Raw genomic sequence first — 15,035 nt, forward strand, 5'->3', positions numbered from 1 at the left:
GGGGTGTCCCAGGAGCGCTCGGCTCTCAGCCGTCAGCGGTCAGCGGAAGAAGACAAAAAAAGAGAGGTGGGAACGCTTTTCACGTCCCCACCCCCAAGAGCTGAAAGCTGATGGCCGACCGCTACCTCACCACGCGTAGAAGATCGCCACGATGAGCAGCCACACCACGTCCACCAGGTGCCAGTACAGGCTGGCGGCGGTGAGCGAGCCGTGGTTGTACTTGTCCATCTTGCCGGTCAGCGCCTGGTAGTACGGCAGCGCGATGCCCGTGCCGCCGATCAGGATGTGCAGACCGTGCAGCCCGACGATGGTGAAAAAGCACGCCTGCCACAGGTTCTGGCGCCAGTCGCTCTCCACGCCGAAGAGCGTGAACTCGTAGACCTGGAAGAGCATGAAGATCACGCCCAGCAGCAGGGTGAGAAAGAGCCCCAGCCGGAACCAGGTGTAGCGCCCGTGGTGGTGGTCTTGCTCGGCCTTGTGGATCACGAAGGAGGACGACACCAGAATCAGGGTGTTCAGCGCCGCGAGCCACACGTTGGGACGCAGGGCGGGCGGTTCGGCGGCCCCGATGATCCGCAGGTACACGTACCCCGCGATCAGCACGCCGAAGAGGCTGACTTCCGAGATGATGAACCACGCCATGCCCATGAAGCCGTTGTCGTACTTCGTGAGGTGGTGGTGCTCGACGGGTACGGCGTACTCACGCGTCCCGGCCCACTTGAACAGCGACCAGAAGAACAGCGGGAGGCTGGCGTACAGCACCAGGCTGGCGAAGACGTGCCCGAAGCCCGCGCTGAAGAAGGGCTGGAGCCCCTCGCGGACGTCGTAGTTCACGAACCACCCGAAGCTCAGGCCGTAGCCCATCAGCAGCAGGCTGAAAGCCGTCATGAAGGGCCAGATCGAGTCCACCGGCAGGTGGATCGACTTCGGATCGACCGGCGTGAGCTTGTCGCCGTTCTTCTCCCAGTCGTACAGCGGGCGCTCGGTGGGAAAGGTGGTCGGGAACTCGTGCGCGAAGTTGTACGCGGCGGGCGGCGAGGCCGCCGTCCACTCCAGCGTGAAGCCGCCCCAGGGGTTGGCCGACGCCGTGATGGGCCGCCGCAGGCTTTGAAGCATGTTCCACACGAACACGATGCCGCCCGCGAGCAAGACCAGCGCGCCCACGGTGGAGATGAAATTCAGCTCCGTCCAGGTGAAGTTGCCCGCCGGGTAGGTGTAGTAACGCCGGGGCATCCCCATCAGGCCCAGCACGTACTGCGGCAGGAAGGTCAGCCACGAGCCGACCATAAAGAGCCAGAAGTGCCACAGCCCGACGCGCTCGTCCATGAAGCGGCCCGTCATCTTCGGCCACCAGTAGTACAGGCCGCCGAAGGCGAGGAACGCCGTGCCGAACATCATCACGTTGTGGAAGTGCGCCACAACGTAGTAGCTCATCGTGACCTGATAGTCGAAGGGCACCATCCCCAGGGACACGCCCGTGATCCCGCCGATCAGGAAGTTGAAGATGAAGCCCACCAGCCAGTAGGTCGGCGTCTTCATCAGGATGCGCCCGCCCCACAGGGTGCCGATCAGGTTGAAGATCTTCACGCCCGTCGGCACGGCCACGATCAGGGTGGCGACCGCGAAGGCGATCTGCCACGCTTCCGGCAGCCCCACCGCGAAGAGGTGGTGGACCCACACGAGCAGGCTGACGAGCACGATGCCGAGCAGCGAGTACACCATCACCCGGTAGCCGAACAGCGGCTTGCGGGCCATCGTGGAGGCCATCTCGGCGGCGATCCCGAGGTACGGCAGCAGCATCACGTACACGGCAGGGTGTGAGTAAAACCAGAAAAACTGCTGCTGGAGAATCGGCGAGCCCCCGATGCCGGGGTTGAACATGCTGATCCCCAGCTTGAGTTCGAGGTACACGACGAGCGCGGCGGCGGTCAGCCCGCCCAGGCTGATGAGCTGGAGGATCGCGGTGGCGAAGATGCTCCACGAGAAGATCGGCATCTTCCACAGGCTCATGCCGGGCGCGCGCAGGTTCACGATGGTCGCCGCGAAGTTCGCGCTGCCGAGCAGCGAGCTCAGACCGTTGAGGATGATGGCGACCATGAAGACGGTGGCGCCCGTCTGGTTGCCGTCGACGACGAGCGGGTAGGGGAAGGTCCAGCCCACGCCGGGCACCCCGCCGTTGGGAATCGCCAGAAGCAGCAGCACGAGGCTGAAGACAAAGCCCCACACCGCGAAGGTGTTGATGCGCGGCAGGGCCACGTCCCGCACCCCGAGTTGCAGCGGCAAGAAGAAATTCCCGAACCCGAACAGCCCGATGGGAATCAGGAAGAAAAAGATCATGACCACCGCGTGCGTGGTGATGACCTGGTTGTAGGCGTTGCCCACGAGCAGCGTCTGGTCCGGCAGCGCGAGCTGCAACCGGATGGCGACGGCCAGGAGCCCCGCGAGGGCGAAGCCCACCAGGGACGTGAGGATGTACAAGATCCCGATCTTCTTGTGATCGGTGGTCATCATGTAGTCCTTGACGACCTCCCACGCGCCCCGGCGGATGGTGGCGGTGGTTTGCGGCGCTTGCTGAACCGTCACGGAGTTCCTCCTTCGTCGCCGATGGCGCGGTCGGCGCGGCCCTGGGTGTTGCCCGCCCCGATCACCGGCACGCCCCGCCAGTAGTCGGCCTCCTCGGGCAGGCGCAGGGTCCGCAGGTAGGCGGCCACGTCCTCCAGCTCACCTCGGGTGAGCACGCCGCCGCGGCGCACCTCTCCGTTTACCCGGTAGGTCGCCCCGTTGTAGGTCGGCATCTGGCTGCCGGGCTTGACCCCGGGGCTGTTCGCCAGCCAGGGAATCAGCATCTCCTGGGCCTCGCGGCCCTCCCACATCCCCGCGCCCAGCGTGCGGCGGGTGCCGAAAAAGCTCAGGTCGGGCCCGGCGGCGCCGTTCGCGGGCGTGCCCTGCACCCGGTGGCACGAGGCGCAGGCGAGCGCCCCCGTCGAGGGCTTGCCCTGCATGAAGATCGTGTACCCGCGCGCCTCGGAGCTGCCGGGAGCGGGGGTGGGGGCGCGGTAGGTCTGGGCCGTGCGCAGAAACGAGTTGTAGCGCTCCGGCTCCAGCGCGATCACCCGGTAGCGCATGTTCGCGTGGCTCGCCCCGCACAGCACCGAGCACTCGCCGTAGTACACGCCCACCCGGTCGGTGTCGATCTGCCACGTCTTCTGCGAGCCGGGAATCGCGTAGCGCTGCCCGCCCAGGTTGGGCGCCCAGAAGCCGTGGAGCACGTCTCCGGCGGTCATCGTGAGCGCAATCTGGTTGCGGGTGGGCACCACGAGTTCGTTGCCGTTGGTGACCGTTCCCCCGGCGGCGGCGGGCGCGCCCGGGTAGCCGAAGTTCCACCAGAACTGCCGGGCGAGCACGTTGATGTCCACCGCCTCGCGCGGGGTGGGGTTGATGCGCGCCATCGTCCGCACCGTGAGGACGCTCAGCAGCACCACGATCAGGACGGGCACGACCACCAGGATGACCTCCAGGCGGTTGTTGCCGTGAAACTGTGCGGGCGGGGCGTCGTTGCGGTCCGAGCGGAACTTCTGCACGCTGTAAAACAGCGCCCACGACACGGCGACGAAGATGATGATCGAGAAGGCGATGGCGGGCACGCTCATCCAGAAGACTTCGCGGTTGCTGGCCGACGCCATGTCGCCGATGCTGATCAGCCTCTCCGACTGACAGCCTGAAAGCAGCGTCGCGGCCAGCCCCAGCAGACCCGCCTGCGCGGCGCGGCGCGGCAGACCCCCCGGTGGTCCGCGTCTAGGGCGGCTATGGTTGGTGTTCAACTTCACTCCTTTCCTCTTTCCTCTTCCCCCCAGTCTAAGGCGTTCTTCAAGGTTGTGTGCCTTCCGAACTATGCCGCCGTGTGTGCCTCCACACGCAGTTCGACCGAGCGGTCAGGGGTAGCCGTATGAGACCAGATGAAGCGGTGGGCAAGTGTCCTGAACCTCGCGCCAGGGGCAAAAACTCTGGGGGGACGGCTACCGTCGCCGCGCCCCCCCCCGTGGCCCCTGCCCCGCCCGCTACGCCGTCAGCACCCGGTCGACCGCTCCCGCCACGAAGAGCAGCGCGAGGTAGAGCATCGAGTACAGGTACAGCGGCACGGCCACCCGCCGCTCGACCGCCTGCCCCCCCATCACGTGCCGGTACAGCCGCCACGAGCGCGCGAGCAGCAGCCCGCCGAGAAGGAGCGCGACCACGAAGTACAGCAGCCCGACCTCCCCGATGAAGACGGGCATCACCGAGAGGACGACGGTGTAAACGGCGTACAGCCCGATCTGGGCCACCGTGAGTTTGTCGCCGTGGACGACGGGCAGCATGGGGATGCCGACCTCGCGGTACTCCTCCTTGATCATCAGGGCGAGCGCCCAGAAGTGCACGGGCGTCCAGAAGAAGATGATCGCGAAGAGAAACCACGCGAAGAGGTTGAGGTCTCCCGTCACGGCGGCCCAGCCTACCAGGGGCGGAAAGCACCCGGCGGCCCCGCCGAGCACGATGTTGTGCCACGTCGTGCGCTTGAGCCACAGGGTGTACACGACCACGTAGGTGAAAAAGCCCGCGAGGCTCATCCACGCGGCCAGGGGAGTCGCCCACACCCACAGCGCCACGAACGAGGCGACCTGGAGGGCGGTGCCGAAGATCGCCGCGTCGCGGGTGGAGATCAGGCCGCTCGACGTGGGCCGCCCCGCCGTGCGCTTCATCAACAGGTCGATGTCGCGGTCCACGATCATGTTGAACACACCCGCCGACCCCGCCGAGGCGTACCCGGCGAGCGACACGACCACGAGCAGCCCCAGGCCCGGCCAGCCGCGCGCCGCCATCACCATCGCGGTGAGGGTGGTCCACAGCAGCAGGCTGATGACCTTGGGTTTGGTCAGCGCCAGGTAGTCGCGCCAGGTCGCGCGGGGGGCCTCGGTCACGGGGGAGAGGATATCGCCCCCGCGCATGGGTTCCGTCGTCATACGTTCACTCCTGCCCGGGCGGGCACGGCCTGGTGCCGCACCGCCGGGGCGCTCAGGGCGCGGTAGGCCAGCGTCACCGTGACGAGCCACATCACGCACGCCAGGAAGAGGTGCGTGAGCTGCATCCACGCCGGGGCCTTGAGCGCCACGTTCAGGAAGCCCGCGAGCATCTGCACGCCGATGATGCCGATCAGGGCCAGGCCCCAGCGGGTCACCTCCGGCGAGGGCCGCAAGCGGCGCAGCGCCCCCACCATCCAGACCAGATACGCGCTCGTGAGGACGGCGAGCATGGGGTGGATCACCCGCAGGTTCTCGATCAGGGAGGCGGTCGCCCCGAAGTCGCGCCGCACCGTGTCGAGCGGCGTGCCGGGCGCGGGAGAAAAGAGCAGGTCGCCGAGCGCGGTCACCGCCCCCGCCATGCCGAGCACCAGGGTCAGCCCCAGCCCGAGCACGGTCAGCCCGAGCGCGCGGCCCTGGCCCCGCAGCCTCAACCTCGGCCCGCCCGACGCCCAGAAGGCGGTGAGGAGCAGGGCGCCGAGCAGCAAGAAGGTGTTGGCGAGGTGGACGCCCTGCACGAGCCCGCGCGCCGGGTCGGTGGAGTCCGCCGTCAGACCCAGCAGCACCTGCACGCCGCCGACCAGACCTTCCAGCACGATGAGTCCCAGGCTCAGCAGGGCGCCCAGCCGGACGGGGTGGCCCTTCGGCGTCGCCCGGAAGGCCAACCCGGCAAGGGCGAGGGCGAGCAGGCCGCTCAGGCCGCTCGTGAGGCGGTGGCTGAATTCGATGACCGTGTGCAGGGCCGGGCTCTGGGGCACGACCACGCCGTTACACAGCGGCCAGTGGTCGCCGCAGCCCGCTCCCGCCCCCGTGATGCGCACCACCGCGCCCCAGAGGATCACCAGCACGTTGTACGCCAGGGCCGCCCAGGCCAGCCGGGAGAGCCACATTCCCGCGCCCGGGCGGGACGCCGCCACGACACGACTCACTTCCATGCACCGTCCTTCCCATCGAAAAACGGGCGCCCTGAGCACAACGCCCCAGCGAGGGGTCCAGGGGCCCGGTGAGGTCAACGCCTCCCATTCTAGGCGGGCGCGGCTGAAGATTGTCCCCCGCCCACGCCCTTGCGCGTCTCACCGCCCCGGGGTCACCTGCCCCGGCCCCGGGGACCTACACTGCGGACGTGGCGGCGATCATCAACCAGTGGGCAGTCATCACCATCGTCCTGAGCGGCATCGCGCTCGTGGCCGGGGTGTATTTCATCAAGCGCGGCAACCGTGAGGCGCACCTGCGCGCGATGGCGACGGCGAGCGCGCTGGCGACCGTCTTCCTGGTCCTCTACCTCACCCGGCTGGGGCTGGGTTACGAAAAGAAGTACGTCGGCCCGGACGCGTGGCGCGGCGCGTACTTCGCCCTCCTGATCAGCCACATCATCCTCGCGGCGGTCAACCTGCCGCTCGCCCTCGGCGCCCTGTACAACTCCGTCAAGGGGCTGCGCCTGGCCGGGAACCTCGGCAACATCGGGGCGCCCGCCGCCCGCAAGTACTTCAACCGCCACCGCGCCTGGGTGCGCTGGACGGTGCCCGTCTGGCTCTACGTCGCGGCGACGGGCTGGATCATCTACCTCGTGCTGGGGCGCTACGGGGAAGTCGTCAAGGGCTAGCGGGAAAGCGGCCCGTTCCCGGCGACCAGCCGTCAGCGCAGGCGCCTAGTGGCCGACCGCTGGCGGCCCAAAGCTGCTACCTTCGCCCCATGAAACGCAGCGTTCCCGACCTCCTGCACGCGGAGCAGCCGCTCGTGATGGTGACCGCCTACGACTACCCGGGTGGGCGGCACGCCCAGGCGGCAGGGGTGGACCTGATCCTCGTCGGGGACTCGCTGGGAAACGTGGTGCTGGGCTACGACTCGACCGCGCCCGTCACCCTGGGCGACATGATCCACCACGCGCGGGCCGTGCGGCGGGGGGCGCCGGAGACCTTCATGGTCGTGGACCTCCCCTTCGGCACCTACCACACGGGCGTGACGGACGCCATGCGCGCCGCCGTCCGCGTCATTCAGGAGACGGGCGCCGACGCCGTGAAGATGGAGGGCGCGACCCCCGAGGTGCTGGAGGTCGTCTCGGTGCTCACCCGCAACGGGGTGCCCGTGATGGGTCACGTCGGGCTGATGCCCCAGACCGCCACCGCCCAGGGCGGCCTCAAGGTGCAGGGCAAGGACGAGGAGAGTGCCCGGCGCACGGTGGACGGGGCCATCGCGCTGGAAGCTGCCGGAGCCTTCGCCGTCGTGCTGGAGGCCGTGCCCGCCCGCCTCGCCCGCCTCGTCACCGAGCGGTTGCACGTCCCCACCATCGGCATCGGGGCAGGGGTGCACTGCCGGGGTCAGGTGCTCGTCTACCACGACCTCCTCGGCGTGTACGAGGGCGAGGAGAAGAAGATTTCCAAGCGCTACGCCGAACTGGGCCGGGAGGCGCGGGAGGCCATCGCCACCTACGCCGCCGAGGTGCGGGCGCGGCAGTTCCCGACGAGGGAGCAGAGCTTCGTGATGAAGGACGAGGTGCTGGGGAAGCTGTACTGAGGGGTGAGCCAGACAAAAAGAAGCGTTCGCCTGTGCACGGGCGAACGCTTTCTCTTGCCGATTGCCTGTGACCCTCAGTTCCAGCGCCCGCCCCGCTGCTGCCGGGTCTCGGGCTCGGGCGCCGCGTAGGTCTCCTCGGCGCGGCTGAGCTTCTTGCGGCCATAGAGGCCTTCGAGGATGAACTCGGCGGCGGCCACGCGCACGGCGTCGTCGTTGCTGCCCGCCACCGTGACGGCGAGGTCGGTCAGGCCGGGGACCTGACGGGTGGCCTTCATGGCGCCCGCAGCGTCCCCCGACTGCGGGAAGCGGAAGACGTTGCCGTCCTCGAACCACTTCTCCAGCTCGCGCGTGTCGGCGCTGCCGAGCTGGCGGGCGTACACGGCCCCGGCGGCCTTGCGGATCACGTCACGGGCCACCGTGTCGGCGCCCTTGAGTTCGCCCTCGTACTCCAGCTCCATCTTGCCGGTGATCGCCGGAAGCCCCGCGTACACGTCGCTGACGCGCACGACCGGGTGGTCGCCCTGGGTCAGGGAGCGGCGCTCGGCGTTGGCCGACGCGACCTCCATCAGGCTGATCGGGAGGCGCTGCGAGACGCCGGACATCTTGTCCACCCGCCCGTCCTCGCGCGCCTGGAAGGCGATCTCCTCGATGAGTTCCGCCATGAAGTCGGGCACGATCACCCCGGTGTCGCGCACCGCCTCCTGCGCGGTGATCTCCATGCCCTGCCGCACGTCGGTGGGGTAGTGGGTACGGATCTCCGAGCCGATGCGGTCCTTGAGGGGCGTGACGATCTTGCCGCGCGCCGTGTAGTCCTCGGGGTTGGCCGAGAAGACGAGCATCACGTCGAGTTCCAGCCGAATGGGGTAGCCCTTGATCTGGACGTCGCCCTCCTGAAGGATGTTGAACAGCGCCACTTGCACCTTGGGCGCGAGGTCGGCGAGCTCGTTCACCGCGAAGATGCCCCGGTTGGCGCGCGGCAGCAGGCCGAAGTGCATCGAGCGGGTGTCGCCGAGCGAGGTGCCCAGCCGCGCCGCTTTGATGGGGTCCACGTCGCCGATCAGGTCCGCGACCGTCACGTCGGGGGTGGCGAGCTTTTCCACGTAGCGGGCGTCACGCGGCAGCCAGCGGATGGGGAGCTCCAAGCCGTGGACTTCGAGCAGGTGACGGCCCTCCGCCCCGATGGGGTTGAGGGGATCGTCGGGCATGTCCACCCCGTCGATCACGGGCACGAACTCGTCGAGGAGGCCGGTGATCGCGCGCAGGATGCGGCTCTTGGCCTGACCGCGCAGGCCGAGCAGGATGAAGTTCTGGCGCGCGAGGAGCGCGTTGGTGAGCTGGGGGATAACGGTCTCGTCGTAGCCGATCACACCGGGGAAGAGGTCCTCGCCGCCCCGCAGCTTGCGCGTCAGGTTCTCGCGCACCTCGTCGTGGACGAGACGAACGCGACCGTCGAAGGGCGTGCGGCCCGCGTATTCCGGCGTCTGAAGCAGTTCTCCGAGCGTCCTGGCCCTCACCTGTCCCTGTACGGCAGTCATGATTGGGGGAAGCTAGCACGCACGTCTGGGCGCGAATGTGCGGCTGAGGGGAGAAAGGGAGGGTCGGCCCCTCTCAGGAGGACAGGTGGACCGAGGTGCTCGCGGCGGTCTGCTCGTCCTCCAGCACCTTGTAGGCGCACAGCGCCGCCAGGGCTGCGAGTTCCGCAGGAACGCCGCCGAGGGACAGCCCCACGTCCTTCCCGTCCACCACGCCGCCGATGCGTCCCTCCAGCCGGTCCCCGCTGCGGCGCAACTCCACGTCCTTGCCGCTGACGCGGCCCGAGAAGCGTCCGGTCATCCGGTCCCCGTCCGCGGTCAGGCGCACGTCGTCCCCGCCCACGCGCCCGCCCAGCCGCACGCGCGCCCCCTGCGGCGTGACTTCGCCGTCCACGTCGAACCCGGCGAAGGTGCCCCCGACGCGCCCGTCCACGTTCCCGCCATGCAGCGTCAGCGCGATGTCCCTGCCCTGGAAGGGCCCGCCGACGCGCCCGCGCAGCTTCTCCCCGTCCCAGTCCGCGCGCAGGTCGTAGCCCAGCCGCGGGCCCCCGATCCGTCCGTTCAATTCACCCATGCGCCCGGGTACGCTCTGCGCCGCACAGGAGTTGCCGCGGCACACTGGCCGGGTGCCTCGACCCGCCTGTCCCGCCGACGCCGACACCATCGCCCTTCACCGCTACCTGGACGAGGCCGACGCCGCCGAGCGCCCCACCTATGCCGCCTGGGTCGCCGACGCCCTGAGACGCGGCGTGTACGCCGGGTTTCTCGCCAGGGACGGAGGAGAGGTCGTCGCGGGCGCGGGCCTGACCCTGCTGGAGTGGGGCCCCACGCGCGGTGACCCCAGCCCCTACCGAGCCCGGATCGTCAACGTCTGGACGCACCCGGGGCACCGGCGGCGCGGCCTCGCCTGGACCCTCGTCACCCTCTGCCTGGACGCGGCCCGGGAGCGCGGCGTCACCCGGGTCGGCCTGGGCACGAGCGAGACGTCCCGCCCGCTGTACGAGGCGCTGGGCTTCCGGGCGAGCGGGACGGAGATGCACCTCAGGCTGGAAGACGTGCCCTTCTGAACGTGCCCCACCGCCCTCCCGGGTCCCCGACGCTACACTCCCCCCATGTACCGGGCGGTCATCGGCCTCGAAGTTCACCTGCAACTGCGCACGCGCACCAAAATCTTCAGCGCGTGCCCCGCCGACTACCACGGGGCCGAGCCCAATGCGTTCACCGACCCCCTCACCCTCGGGCTGCCGGGCACCCTGCCCACCCTCAACCGCGAGGCCGTCGAACTCGCCATGATGTTCGGCCTCGCCCTGGGCTGCGACGTGTCGGGGTTCACCCAGTTTCACCGCAAGAACTACTTCTACCCCGACGCGCCCAAAAACTTCCAGCTCTCGCAGTACGACCGCCCCATCGCGCGGGACGGGGTTCTGGAGGTGGGCGGGGGCCGCGTCCGCATCAAGCGCGCCCACCTGGAGGACGACGCCGGGAAGCTGCTGCACCCCACCTACGCCCCCTACAGCCTGCTCGACCTCAACCGCGCCGGGTCTCCTCTGATCGAGATGGTGACGGAGGCGGACATCCGGGGGGCGGAGCAGGCCCGCGCCTTCCTGGAGGCGGTGCAGGCCATCGCCCAGTCCCTGGGGGTCAGTGACGCCACGCCCGAGGAGGGCAAGATGCGCTGCGACGTGAACATCAGCGTCCACCACCCCGGCGAGCCCTGGGGCACCAAGGTGGAGGTCAAGAACCTCAACTCCTTCCGCTCGGTGGGGCGCGCCATCGAGTTCGAGGCGGCGCGGCAGGAGCGGGTGCTGAGCACGGGGGGCCGCGTCACCCAGGACACGCTGGGCTGGGACGAGGGGGGGGGCAAGACCTTCCTGATGCGCACCAAGGAGGGCGAGGCCGACTACCGCTATTTCCCCGAGCCCGACCTCCCGCCGCTGGACATCACGCCGGAGTGGGTCGAGCGCGTGCGGGCCCGGATGCCCGAGCTGCCCGCCCAGAAGCGCGAACGGCTGGTGCTCGCGGGCGTGCGCGAGAGCGACGCGGAGACGCTGAGCCTCAACGTCCCCCTGGGCCGCTTCTACGACGAGGCGCTGGCGAGCACGCCCGCCCCCGACGCCCAGAGGCTCGCCAACTGGCTGCTGACGGACGTGGCGGGGTTCCTGGCCGCACGGGAGGAGACGATCCGTGACACGGGCCTGAACCCCGCCCACCTCGCCGCCCTCGTGCGCCTGTTGGGTGCGGGCACGATTGGCGGACGGGTCGCCAAGGACCTTCTCGCCGACGTGATGGCGGGGCAGGACCCGGAGGCGCTCGTGCGCGAACGCGGCCTGAGCGTGGTGACCGACACCGGGGCCATCGACGCCGCCATCGACGCGGCGATGCGGGCCGACCCGGCGACCGTGGAGAAGGTGCGCGCCGGAAACGCCAAGGCGATGAACGCCCTGTTCGGCCCGGTGATGAAGGCGACCGGGGGCCAGGCCAAGCCGGAGGTCGTGCGCGAGCGGCTGCAAGCGAAGTTGGGGCTGTGAGGGGGGGCGGTAGGCTCTGCGCCGTCCGCCGTCCGCCTGGGTCCCCGGCGACGGGAGACGCCCCGTGACCCCGGCCCGCTGGCGCTCCGCCGCGCTCGCCGCCCTGACGGTCCAGGTGATGGGCCTGTTCGCCCTCGTCGCCTACGCCCTGTGGCGCGGGAATTTCTCGACGGGGGCGTGGTTCACGGCGGTGGAGGCGTTCTTGTCGGGGCTCGTGCTCGCGTGGTGGACGGCGGTGTTTCGGCGCTTCACGCGGGGGCGGGCGGTGGCCCCCGGCGACGGGGCGCTGCGGGCGCTGAGCCTCGCTTTTCCGTGGCTGACGTCCTTTCGGCTGGTGCTGTGGTTTCTGCTCCTGCTCAGCCTGGCGAACGGCGGGGCGCCCGAGGCGAACGGCGTCGCCCTGACGGCCCTGATGACGGTGTGGCCTGCGAGCATCCTGGCGGGGAACGCGGTGTACGGTACCCTCGCGCGCCTCGCGCCCCAGCCGGGGGACCCCCTGCGGCGCAAGCGGCTCGCCGACTGGCTCAACGTGGCCGCCGCGCTCAGCCTGGCGATGGCGGTGTTCAACGTGGTGCCCATCGCGGGCTTCAGCGACCGGCCCACCCTGGGCGCCCAGCTCGTCTACGGGCTGAGCGGCGCCCTGGACGTGCTCGCCACCCTGCTCGCCCTGCGCGCGGTGCAGGTGGCCCCGGCGGGCGAGGAGCGCTGAGCGGTAGCTAGTACTCGACCTTCGCCACGCTGCCCTGCCACGCGCGGAAGGCGGCCAGCGCCTCCTCGCGGCCCTCCTGGGTGGTCGGGAGCTGGCGCTCGGCGTGGGGTTTGGCAATCTCCCCGTAGATGAACTCGTCGGAAAAACCGATGGCGTCCGCGTCCGACTGGGTGCAGGCGTAGTGCAGGGCGCAGAGGCGGGCCCAGTAGATCGCGCCCAGGCACATCGGGCACGGCTCGCAGCTCGTGTAGATCTCGCAGTCGGAGAGGTGGAAGCGGCCCAGGAGCCGGATCGCCTCGACCTCGGCGTGGGCGGTGGGGTCGCTGTTCTGGGTCACGCGGTTGACGCCCGTGGCGACGATCTCGCCGTCCCGGACGATCACCGCGCCAAAGGGGCCGCCCTGCCCCTGCAACACGTTCTCCAGGGCCAGGCGGGCCGCCTCGCGCATGGGGGAGCTGGCGGGGAGGTCGGGGGTGGGAGTCGGGTCGGTCATGGGTCACCTTCCAGGTGGCCCGGGGAGCAAAGAGCGGGCCGCGCATGGTTGGTCGCCTGCGGCCCCGCTGGTTATCCATGCAGAACAGTGGGCGCCCCCAGGGTACGGCGGCGGCGGGGCGGGGACAAGCCGGGCCCCCCGCTCCCCAACATCCTCATTCCCGGCGAAGGGTATGCTGCGCGTCAGTCATGACTCAGGAAGACCTCAAGCACGGGCGCGGTTTGCCAGGGCCGCTGGTGTCGCTGGGCGACCTCGCGTGGGACGTGCTCGCCAAGCCCGACACCATGCTGATGGCCGGGGGCGACACCACCGGACGCCTCGAACTCTCGGGCGGCGGCTCGGCGGCCAACCTCGCCGTCTGGGCGAGCCGCGCCGGTTTCCCCTCCGCCTTTGTCGGCAAGATCGGGCGCGACCGCTTCGGCGAACTCGCCACCGCCGAACTGGAGGCCGAGGGCGTGACGGGCCACCTCGTCCTCAGTGACGAGCACCGCACGGGCGTCATCCTCGCCCTGATCGACCGCCGGGGCCAGCGCGCGATGCTCACCGGGCAGGGGGCGGACTGGGAGCTGCTGCCGGGGGAATTGCCGCGCGACCTTCTCGCGGGCGCCGGGCACCTGCACCTCACCGCCTGGAGCCTCTTTCGCGACCCGCCGCGGGGGGCCGCGCTGGAGGCCGCGCGGGTCGCCAAGGCGGGCGGGGCGACGCTGAGCCTCGATCCCGGCAGCTTCCAGATGATCGGGCAGATGGGGCGCGAGGATTTCCTGGAGATCGTGGACGCCGTGCCCTTCGACGTGATCTTCCCCAACGCCGACGAGGCCCACGCCATGAGCGGCTGCACCGACCCGGACCGGGCGCTGGGCTGGCTGCGCGGGCGCTACCCGCACGCCCTGGTGGTCCTCAAGCTCGACGAGGAGGGCGCCCTGCTGGAGGGGCCCGGTCAGCCCCGCACCCATGTCCCGGCGACCCGGGACCGCCTGATCGACGCGACCGGGGCGGGGGACGCCTTCGGGGGCGCCTTCCTGGCCGGGTGGCTGCGGCACGGGGACGCCGCGCAGGCCGCCCGCCTCGCCGTGCAGGTGGGCGGCTGGGTGGTCGCCCGCTTTGGGGCCCGGCCCCCTGCCGACGCCGACCTCGGGGCCCGGCTCGCCGCCTTCCGCCCGGAGGTGGGGGCGTGACGCGGCTGCAAGGGAAGGGCACGCCCCTGTGGGTGTGGCTGCTCCTGGTCCTCTTCATTCTCCTGCTGCTGGCGGCGGGCGGGGTCTTCGCCTTCCTGCGCAGCCTCACCGGCCCGGCGGGCGGGCAGGCGTACACGCTGGAGGTCAAGCCGGGGGACACCCTCCCGGCCATCGCCCGGCGGCTGGAGGCGCGCGGCATCGTGAAAAATGCCCGCGCCCTGCGCTTCGTGATGGACCGCAACGGCACGGCGGGGAGCCTCAAGGAGGGGCTCTACGACCTCAGCGGCACCATGAACGTCTATCAGGTCGCCGAGAAACTGGCGGGCCCCGCGCGCATCCCCACCGTCAGCGTCACCGTCCCCGAGGGGCGGCGAATTCAAGACATCCCGCCCATCTTCGAGAAGGCAGGCTTCGCGGCGGCGCAGGTACAGGCGGCCCTCAATGACGCTTCCCTGAGCCAGTACGCGCGGGGCAAGCAGAAGAACCTCGAGGGCTTCGTCTTCCCGGCCACGTACGAGTTCCGGGTGGGCGAGACGCCCAGGAGCGCCGTGCAGGAGATGGTGGCCCGGATGGAGCGGGAGTTCACCCCGGCGAACGTGGCCAAGGCCAAGGCGCTGGGCCTCGGCGTGCGCGACTGGGTGATCCTGGCGAGCATGGTGCAGGCCGAGGCCGCGAACGACGAGGAGATGCCGATCATCGCGGGGGTGTTTCTCAACCGCCTGCGGGACGGCATCAACCTGGGCAGCGACCCCACCGTCGCTTACGGGCTGGGCAAGGACCTCCCCGAACTCGACCGCAGCGCCGGGGACTTCACCAAGGACACGCCGTACTCGACCTACACCCGCCCGGGCCTGCCCGCCGGACCGATCAACAACCCCGGCCAGGCCGCCCTGCTGAGCGTCCTCTCGCCCGAGCGCAAGCTGGACGACGGGCGCGACGCCCTGTACTTCCTGCACGGGCTGAACGGCAAGATCTACGTCAACCACGACTACACCGCCCACCTGCGGGACATCGACCGTTACCGCTGAGG

14 protein-coding genes are annotated in these 15,035 nt (G+C 70.1%); 7 read left to right on the forward strand and 7 right to left on the reverse strand.

Features of this window, described 5'->3' with window-relative positions:
* Nucleotides 1-126: 126 nt before the first annotated feature.
* The 4 genes from A7B18_RS06025 to A7B18_RS06040 all read right to left on the reverse strand — a co-directional run bounded on the left by A7B18_RS06025 (nucleotide 127) and on the right by A7B18_RS06040 (nucleotide 5,989).
* Entirely contained in the window at nucleotides 127-2,583 is a 2,457-nt protein-coding gene (locus A7B18_RS06025; protein WP_102125792.1) for a cbb3-type cytochrome c oxidase subunit I, read from the reverse strand.
* Nucleotides 2,580-3,821 (reverse strand): cytochrome c oxidase subunit II, encoded by a 1,242-nt coding sequence (gene coxB / locus A7B18_RS06030; RefSeq protein WP_245872761.1) that lies wholly within the window; start codon nucleotides 3,819-3,821, stop codon nucleotides 2,580-2,582. The genes A7B18_RS06025 and coxB overlap by 4 nt, the downstream gene beginning before the upstream one ends.
* A 237-nt stretch (nucleotides 3,822-4,058) precedes the next feature.
* Nucleotides 4,059-4,997: a heme o synthase gene (locus tag A7B18_RS06035; RefSeq protein WP_180970039.1), complete on the reverse strand. Its 939-nt coding sequence runs from the start codon at nucleotides 4,995-4,997 to the stop codon at nucleotides 4,059-4,061.
* Complete coding sequence (locus A7B18_RS06040; protein ID WP_102125793.1) at nucleotides 4,994-5,989, reverse strand: COX15/CtaA family protein; 996 nt, start codon at nucleotides 5,987-5,989, stop codon at nucleotides 4,994-4,996. Before A7B18_RS06040 ends, A7B18_RS06035 begins: the two co-directional genes overlap by 4 nt.
* A 188-nt stretch (nucleotides 5,990-6,177) precedes the next feature.
* Between A7B18_RS06040 and A7B18_RS06045 the strand changes: the two genes are divergently transcribed.
* Together A7B18_RS06045 and panB are read left to right on the forward strand one after the other, a co-directional pair.
* The gene (locus A7B18_RS06045) at nucleotides 6,178-6,657 is read left to right on the forward strand and encodes a DUF420 domain-containing protein (protein ID WP_102125794.1); all 480 of its coding nucleotides are present in this window, start codon (nucleotides 6,178-6,180) and stop codon (nucleotides 6,655-6,657) included.
* Between the two features lie 89 nt (nucleotides 6,658-6,746).
* Nucleotides 6,747-7,568, forward strand: a complete 822-nt coding sequence (gene panB, locus A7B18_RS06050; RefSeq protein WP_102125795.1) for a 3-methyl-2-oxobutanoate hydroxymethyltransferase — start codon at nucleotides 6,747-6,749, stop codon at nucleotides 7,566-7,568.
* A 74-nt stretch (nucleotides 7,569-7,642) separates the two neighbouring features.
* Here panB and A7B18_RS06055 read toward each other — a convergent pair whose 3' ends face one another.
* Both A7B18_RS06055 and A7B18_RS06060 read right to left on the reverse strand, forming a co-directional pair.
* The gene (locus A7B18_RS06055) at nucleotides 7,643-9,103 is read right to left on the reverse strand and encodes a sigma 54-interacting transcriptional regulator (RefSeq protein WP_102125796.1); all 1,461 of its coding nucleotides are present in this window, start codon (nucleotides 9,101-9,103) and stop codon (nucleotides 7,643-7,645) included.
* Between the two features lie 73 nt (nucleotides 9,104-9,176).
* Nucleotides 9,177-9,674: a hypothetical protein gene (locus tag A7B18_RS06060; RefSeq protein ID WP_102125797.1), complete on the reverse strand. Its 498-nt coding sequence runs from the start codon at nucleotides 9,672-9,674 to the stop codon at nucleotides 9,177-9,179.
* Nucleotides 9,675-9,726: 52 nt separating this feature from the next.
* On the opposite strand from A7B18_RS06060, the gene A7B18_RS06065 reads away from it, so the two are divergent.
* The 3 genes from A7B18_RS06065 (at nucleotide 9,727) to A7B18_RS06075 (ending at nucleotide 12,337) form a co-directional block, all read left to right on the forward strand.
* Nucleotides 9,727-10,167 carry a GNAT family N-acetyltransferase gene (locus A7B18_RS06065; RefSeq protein ID WP_245872762.1) on the forward strand — a complete coding sequence of 147 codons (441 nt, stop codon included), beginning with the start codon at nucleotides 9,727-9,729 and terminating at the stop codon, nucleotides 10,165-10,167.
* Nucleotides 10,168-10,212: 45 nt separating this feature from the next.
* On the forward strand, nucleotides 10,213-11,628 hold the full coding sequence (gene gatB / locus A7B18_RS06070) for an Asp-tRNA(Asn)/Glu-tRNA(Gln) amidotransferase subunit GatB (protein ID WP_102125799.1): 1,416 nt from the start codon (nucleotides 10,213-10,215) through the stop codon (nucleotides 11,626-11,628).
* Nucleotides 11,629-11,692: 64 nt separating this feature from the next.
* A complete protein-coding gene (locus tag A7B18_RS06075) occupies nucleotides 11,693-12,337 on the forward strand; it encodes a hypothetical protein (RefSeq protein WP_245872763.1) in 645 nt (214 codons plus the stop codon).
* 7 nt (nucleotides 12,338-12,344) lie between these two features.
* Here the strand turns inward: A7B18_RS06075 and A7B18_RS06080 are convergent, their stop codons facing one another.
* Nucleotides 12,345-12,830: a nucleoside deaminase gene (locus A7B18_RS06080; RefSeq protein ID WP_219722095.1), complete on the reverse strand. Its 486-nt coding sequence runs from the start codon at nucleotides 12,828-12,830 to the stop codon at nucleotides 12,345-12,347.
* Nucleotides 12,831-13,018: 188 nt separating this feature from the next.
* On the opposite strand from A7B18_RS06080, the gene A7B18_RS06085 reads away from it, so the two are divergent.
* Both A7B18_RS06085 and mltG read left to right on the forward strand, forming a co-directional pair.
* On the forward strand, nucleotides 13,019-14,005 hold the full coding sequence (locus A7B18_RS06085) for a carbohydrate kinase family protein (protein ID WP_102125800.1): 987 nt from the start codon (nucleotides 13,019-13,021) through the stop codon (nucleotides 14,003-14,005).
* A complete protein-coding gene (gene mltG / locus A7B18_RS06090) occupies nucleotides 14,002-15,033 on the forward strand; it encodes an endolytic transglycosylase MltG (RefSeq protein ID WP_102125801.1) in 1,032 nt (343 codons plus the stop codon). The genes A7B18_RS06085 and mltG overlap by 4 nt, the downstream gene beginning before the upstream one ends.
* The last annotated feature ends 2 nt before the right edge of the window (nucleotides 15,034-15,035 follow it).

The sequence above is a fragment of the Deinococcus planocerae genome, from assembly GCF_002869765.1.
Lineage (GTDB): Bacteria > Deinococcota > Deinococci > Deinococcales > Deinococcaceae > Deinococcus > Deinococcus planocerae.

Excerpts from the sequence above, each read along its gene's own strand:
- A7B18_RS06035 (WP_180970039.1), bottom strand. The coding sequence starts at position 4,997 with ATGACGACGGAACCCATGCGCGGGGGCGATATCCTCTCCCCCGTGACC.
- panB (WP_102125795.1), top strand. The coding sequence starts at position 6,747 with ATGAAACGCAGCGTTCCCGACCTCCTGCACGCGGAGCAGCCGCTCGTG.
- gatB (WP_102125799.1), top strand. The coding sequence starts at position 10,213 with ATGTACCGGGCGGTCATCGGCCTCGAAGTTCACCTGCAACTGCGCACG.
- A7B18_RS06040 (WP_102125793.1), bottom strand. The coding sequence starts at position 5,989 with ATGGAAGTGAGTCGTGTCGTGGCGGCGTCCCGCCCGGGCGCGGGAATG.
- A7B18_RS06080 (WP_219722095.1), bottom strand. The coding sequence starts at position 12,830 with ATGACCGACCCGACTCCCACCCCCGACCTCCCCGCCAGCTCCCCCATG.
- A7B18_RS06055 (WP_102125796.1), bottom strand. The coding sequence starts at position 9,103 with ATGACTGCCGTACAGGGACAGGTGAGGGCCAGGACGCTCGGAGAACTG.
- A7B18_RS06085 (WP_102125800.1), top strand. The coding sequence starts at position 13,019 with ATGACTCAGGAAGACCTCAAGCACGGGCGCGGTTTGCCAGGGCCGCTG.
- A7B18_RS06060 (WP_102125797.1), bottom strand. The coding sequence starts at position 9,674 with ATGGGTGAATTGAACGGACGGATCGGGGGCCCGCGGCTGGGCTACGAC.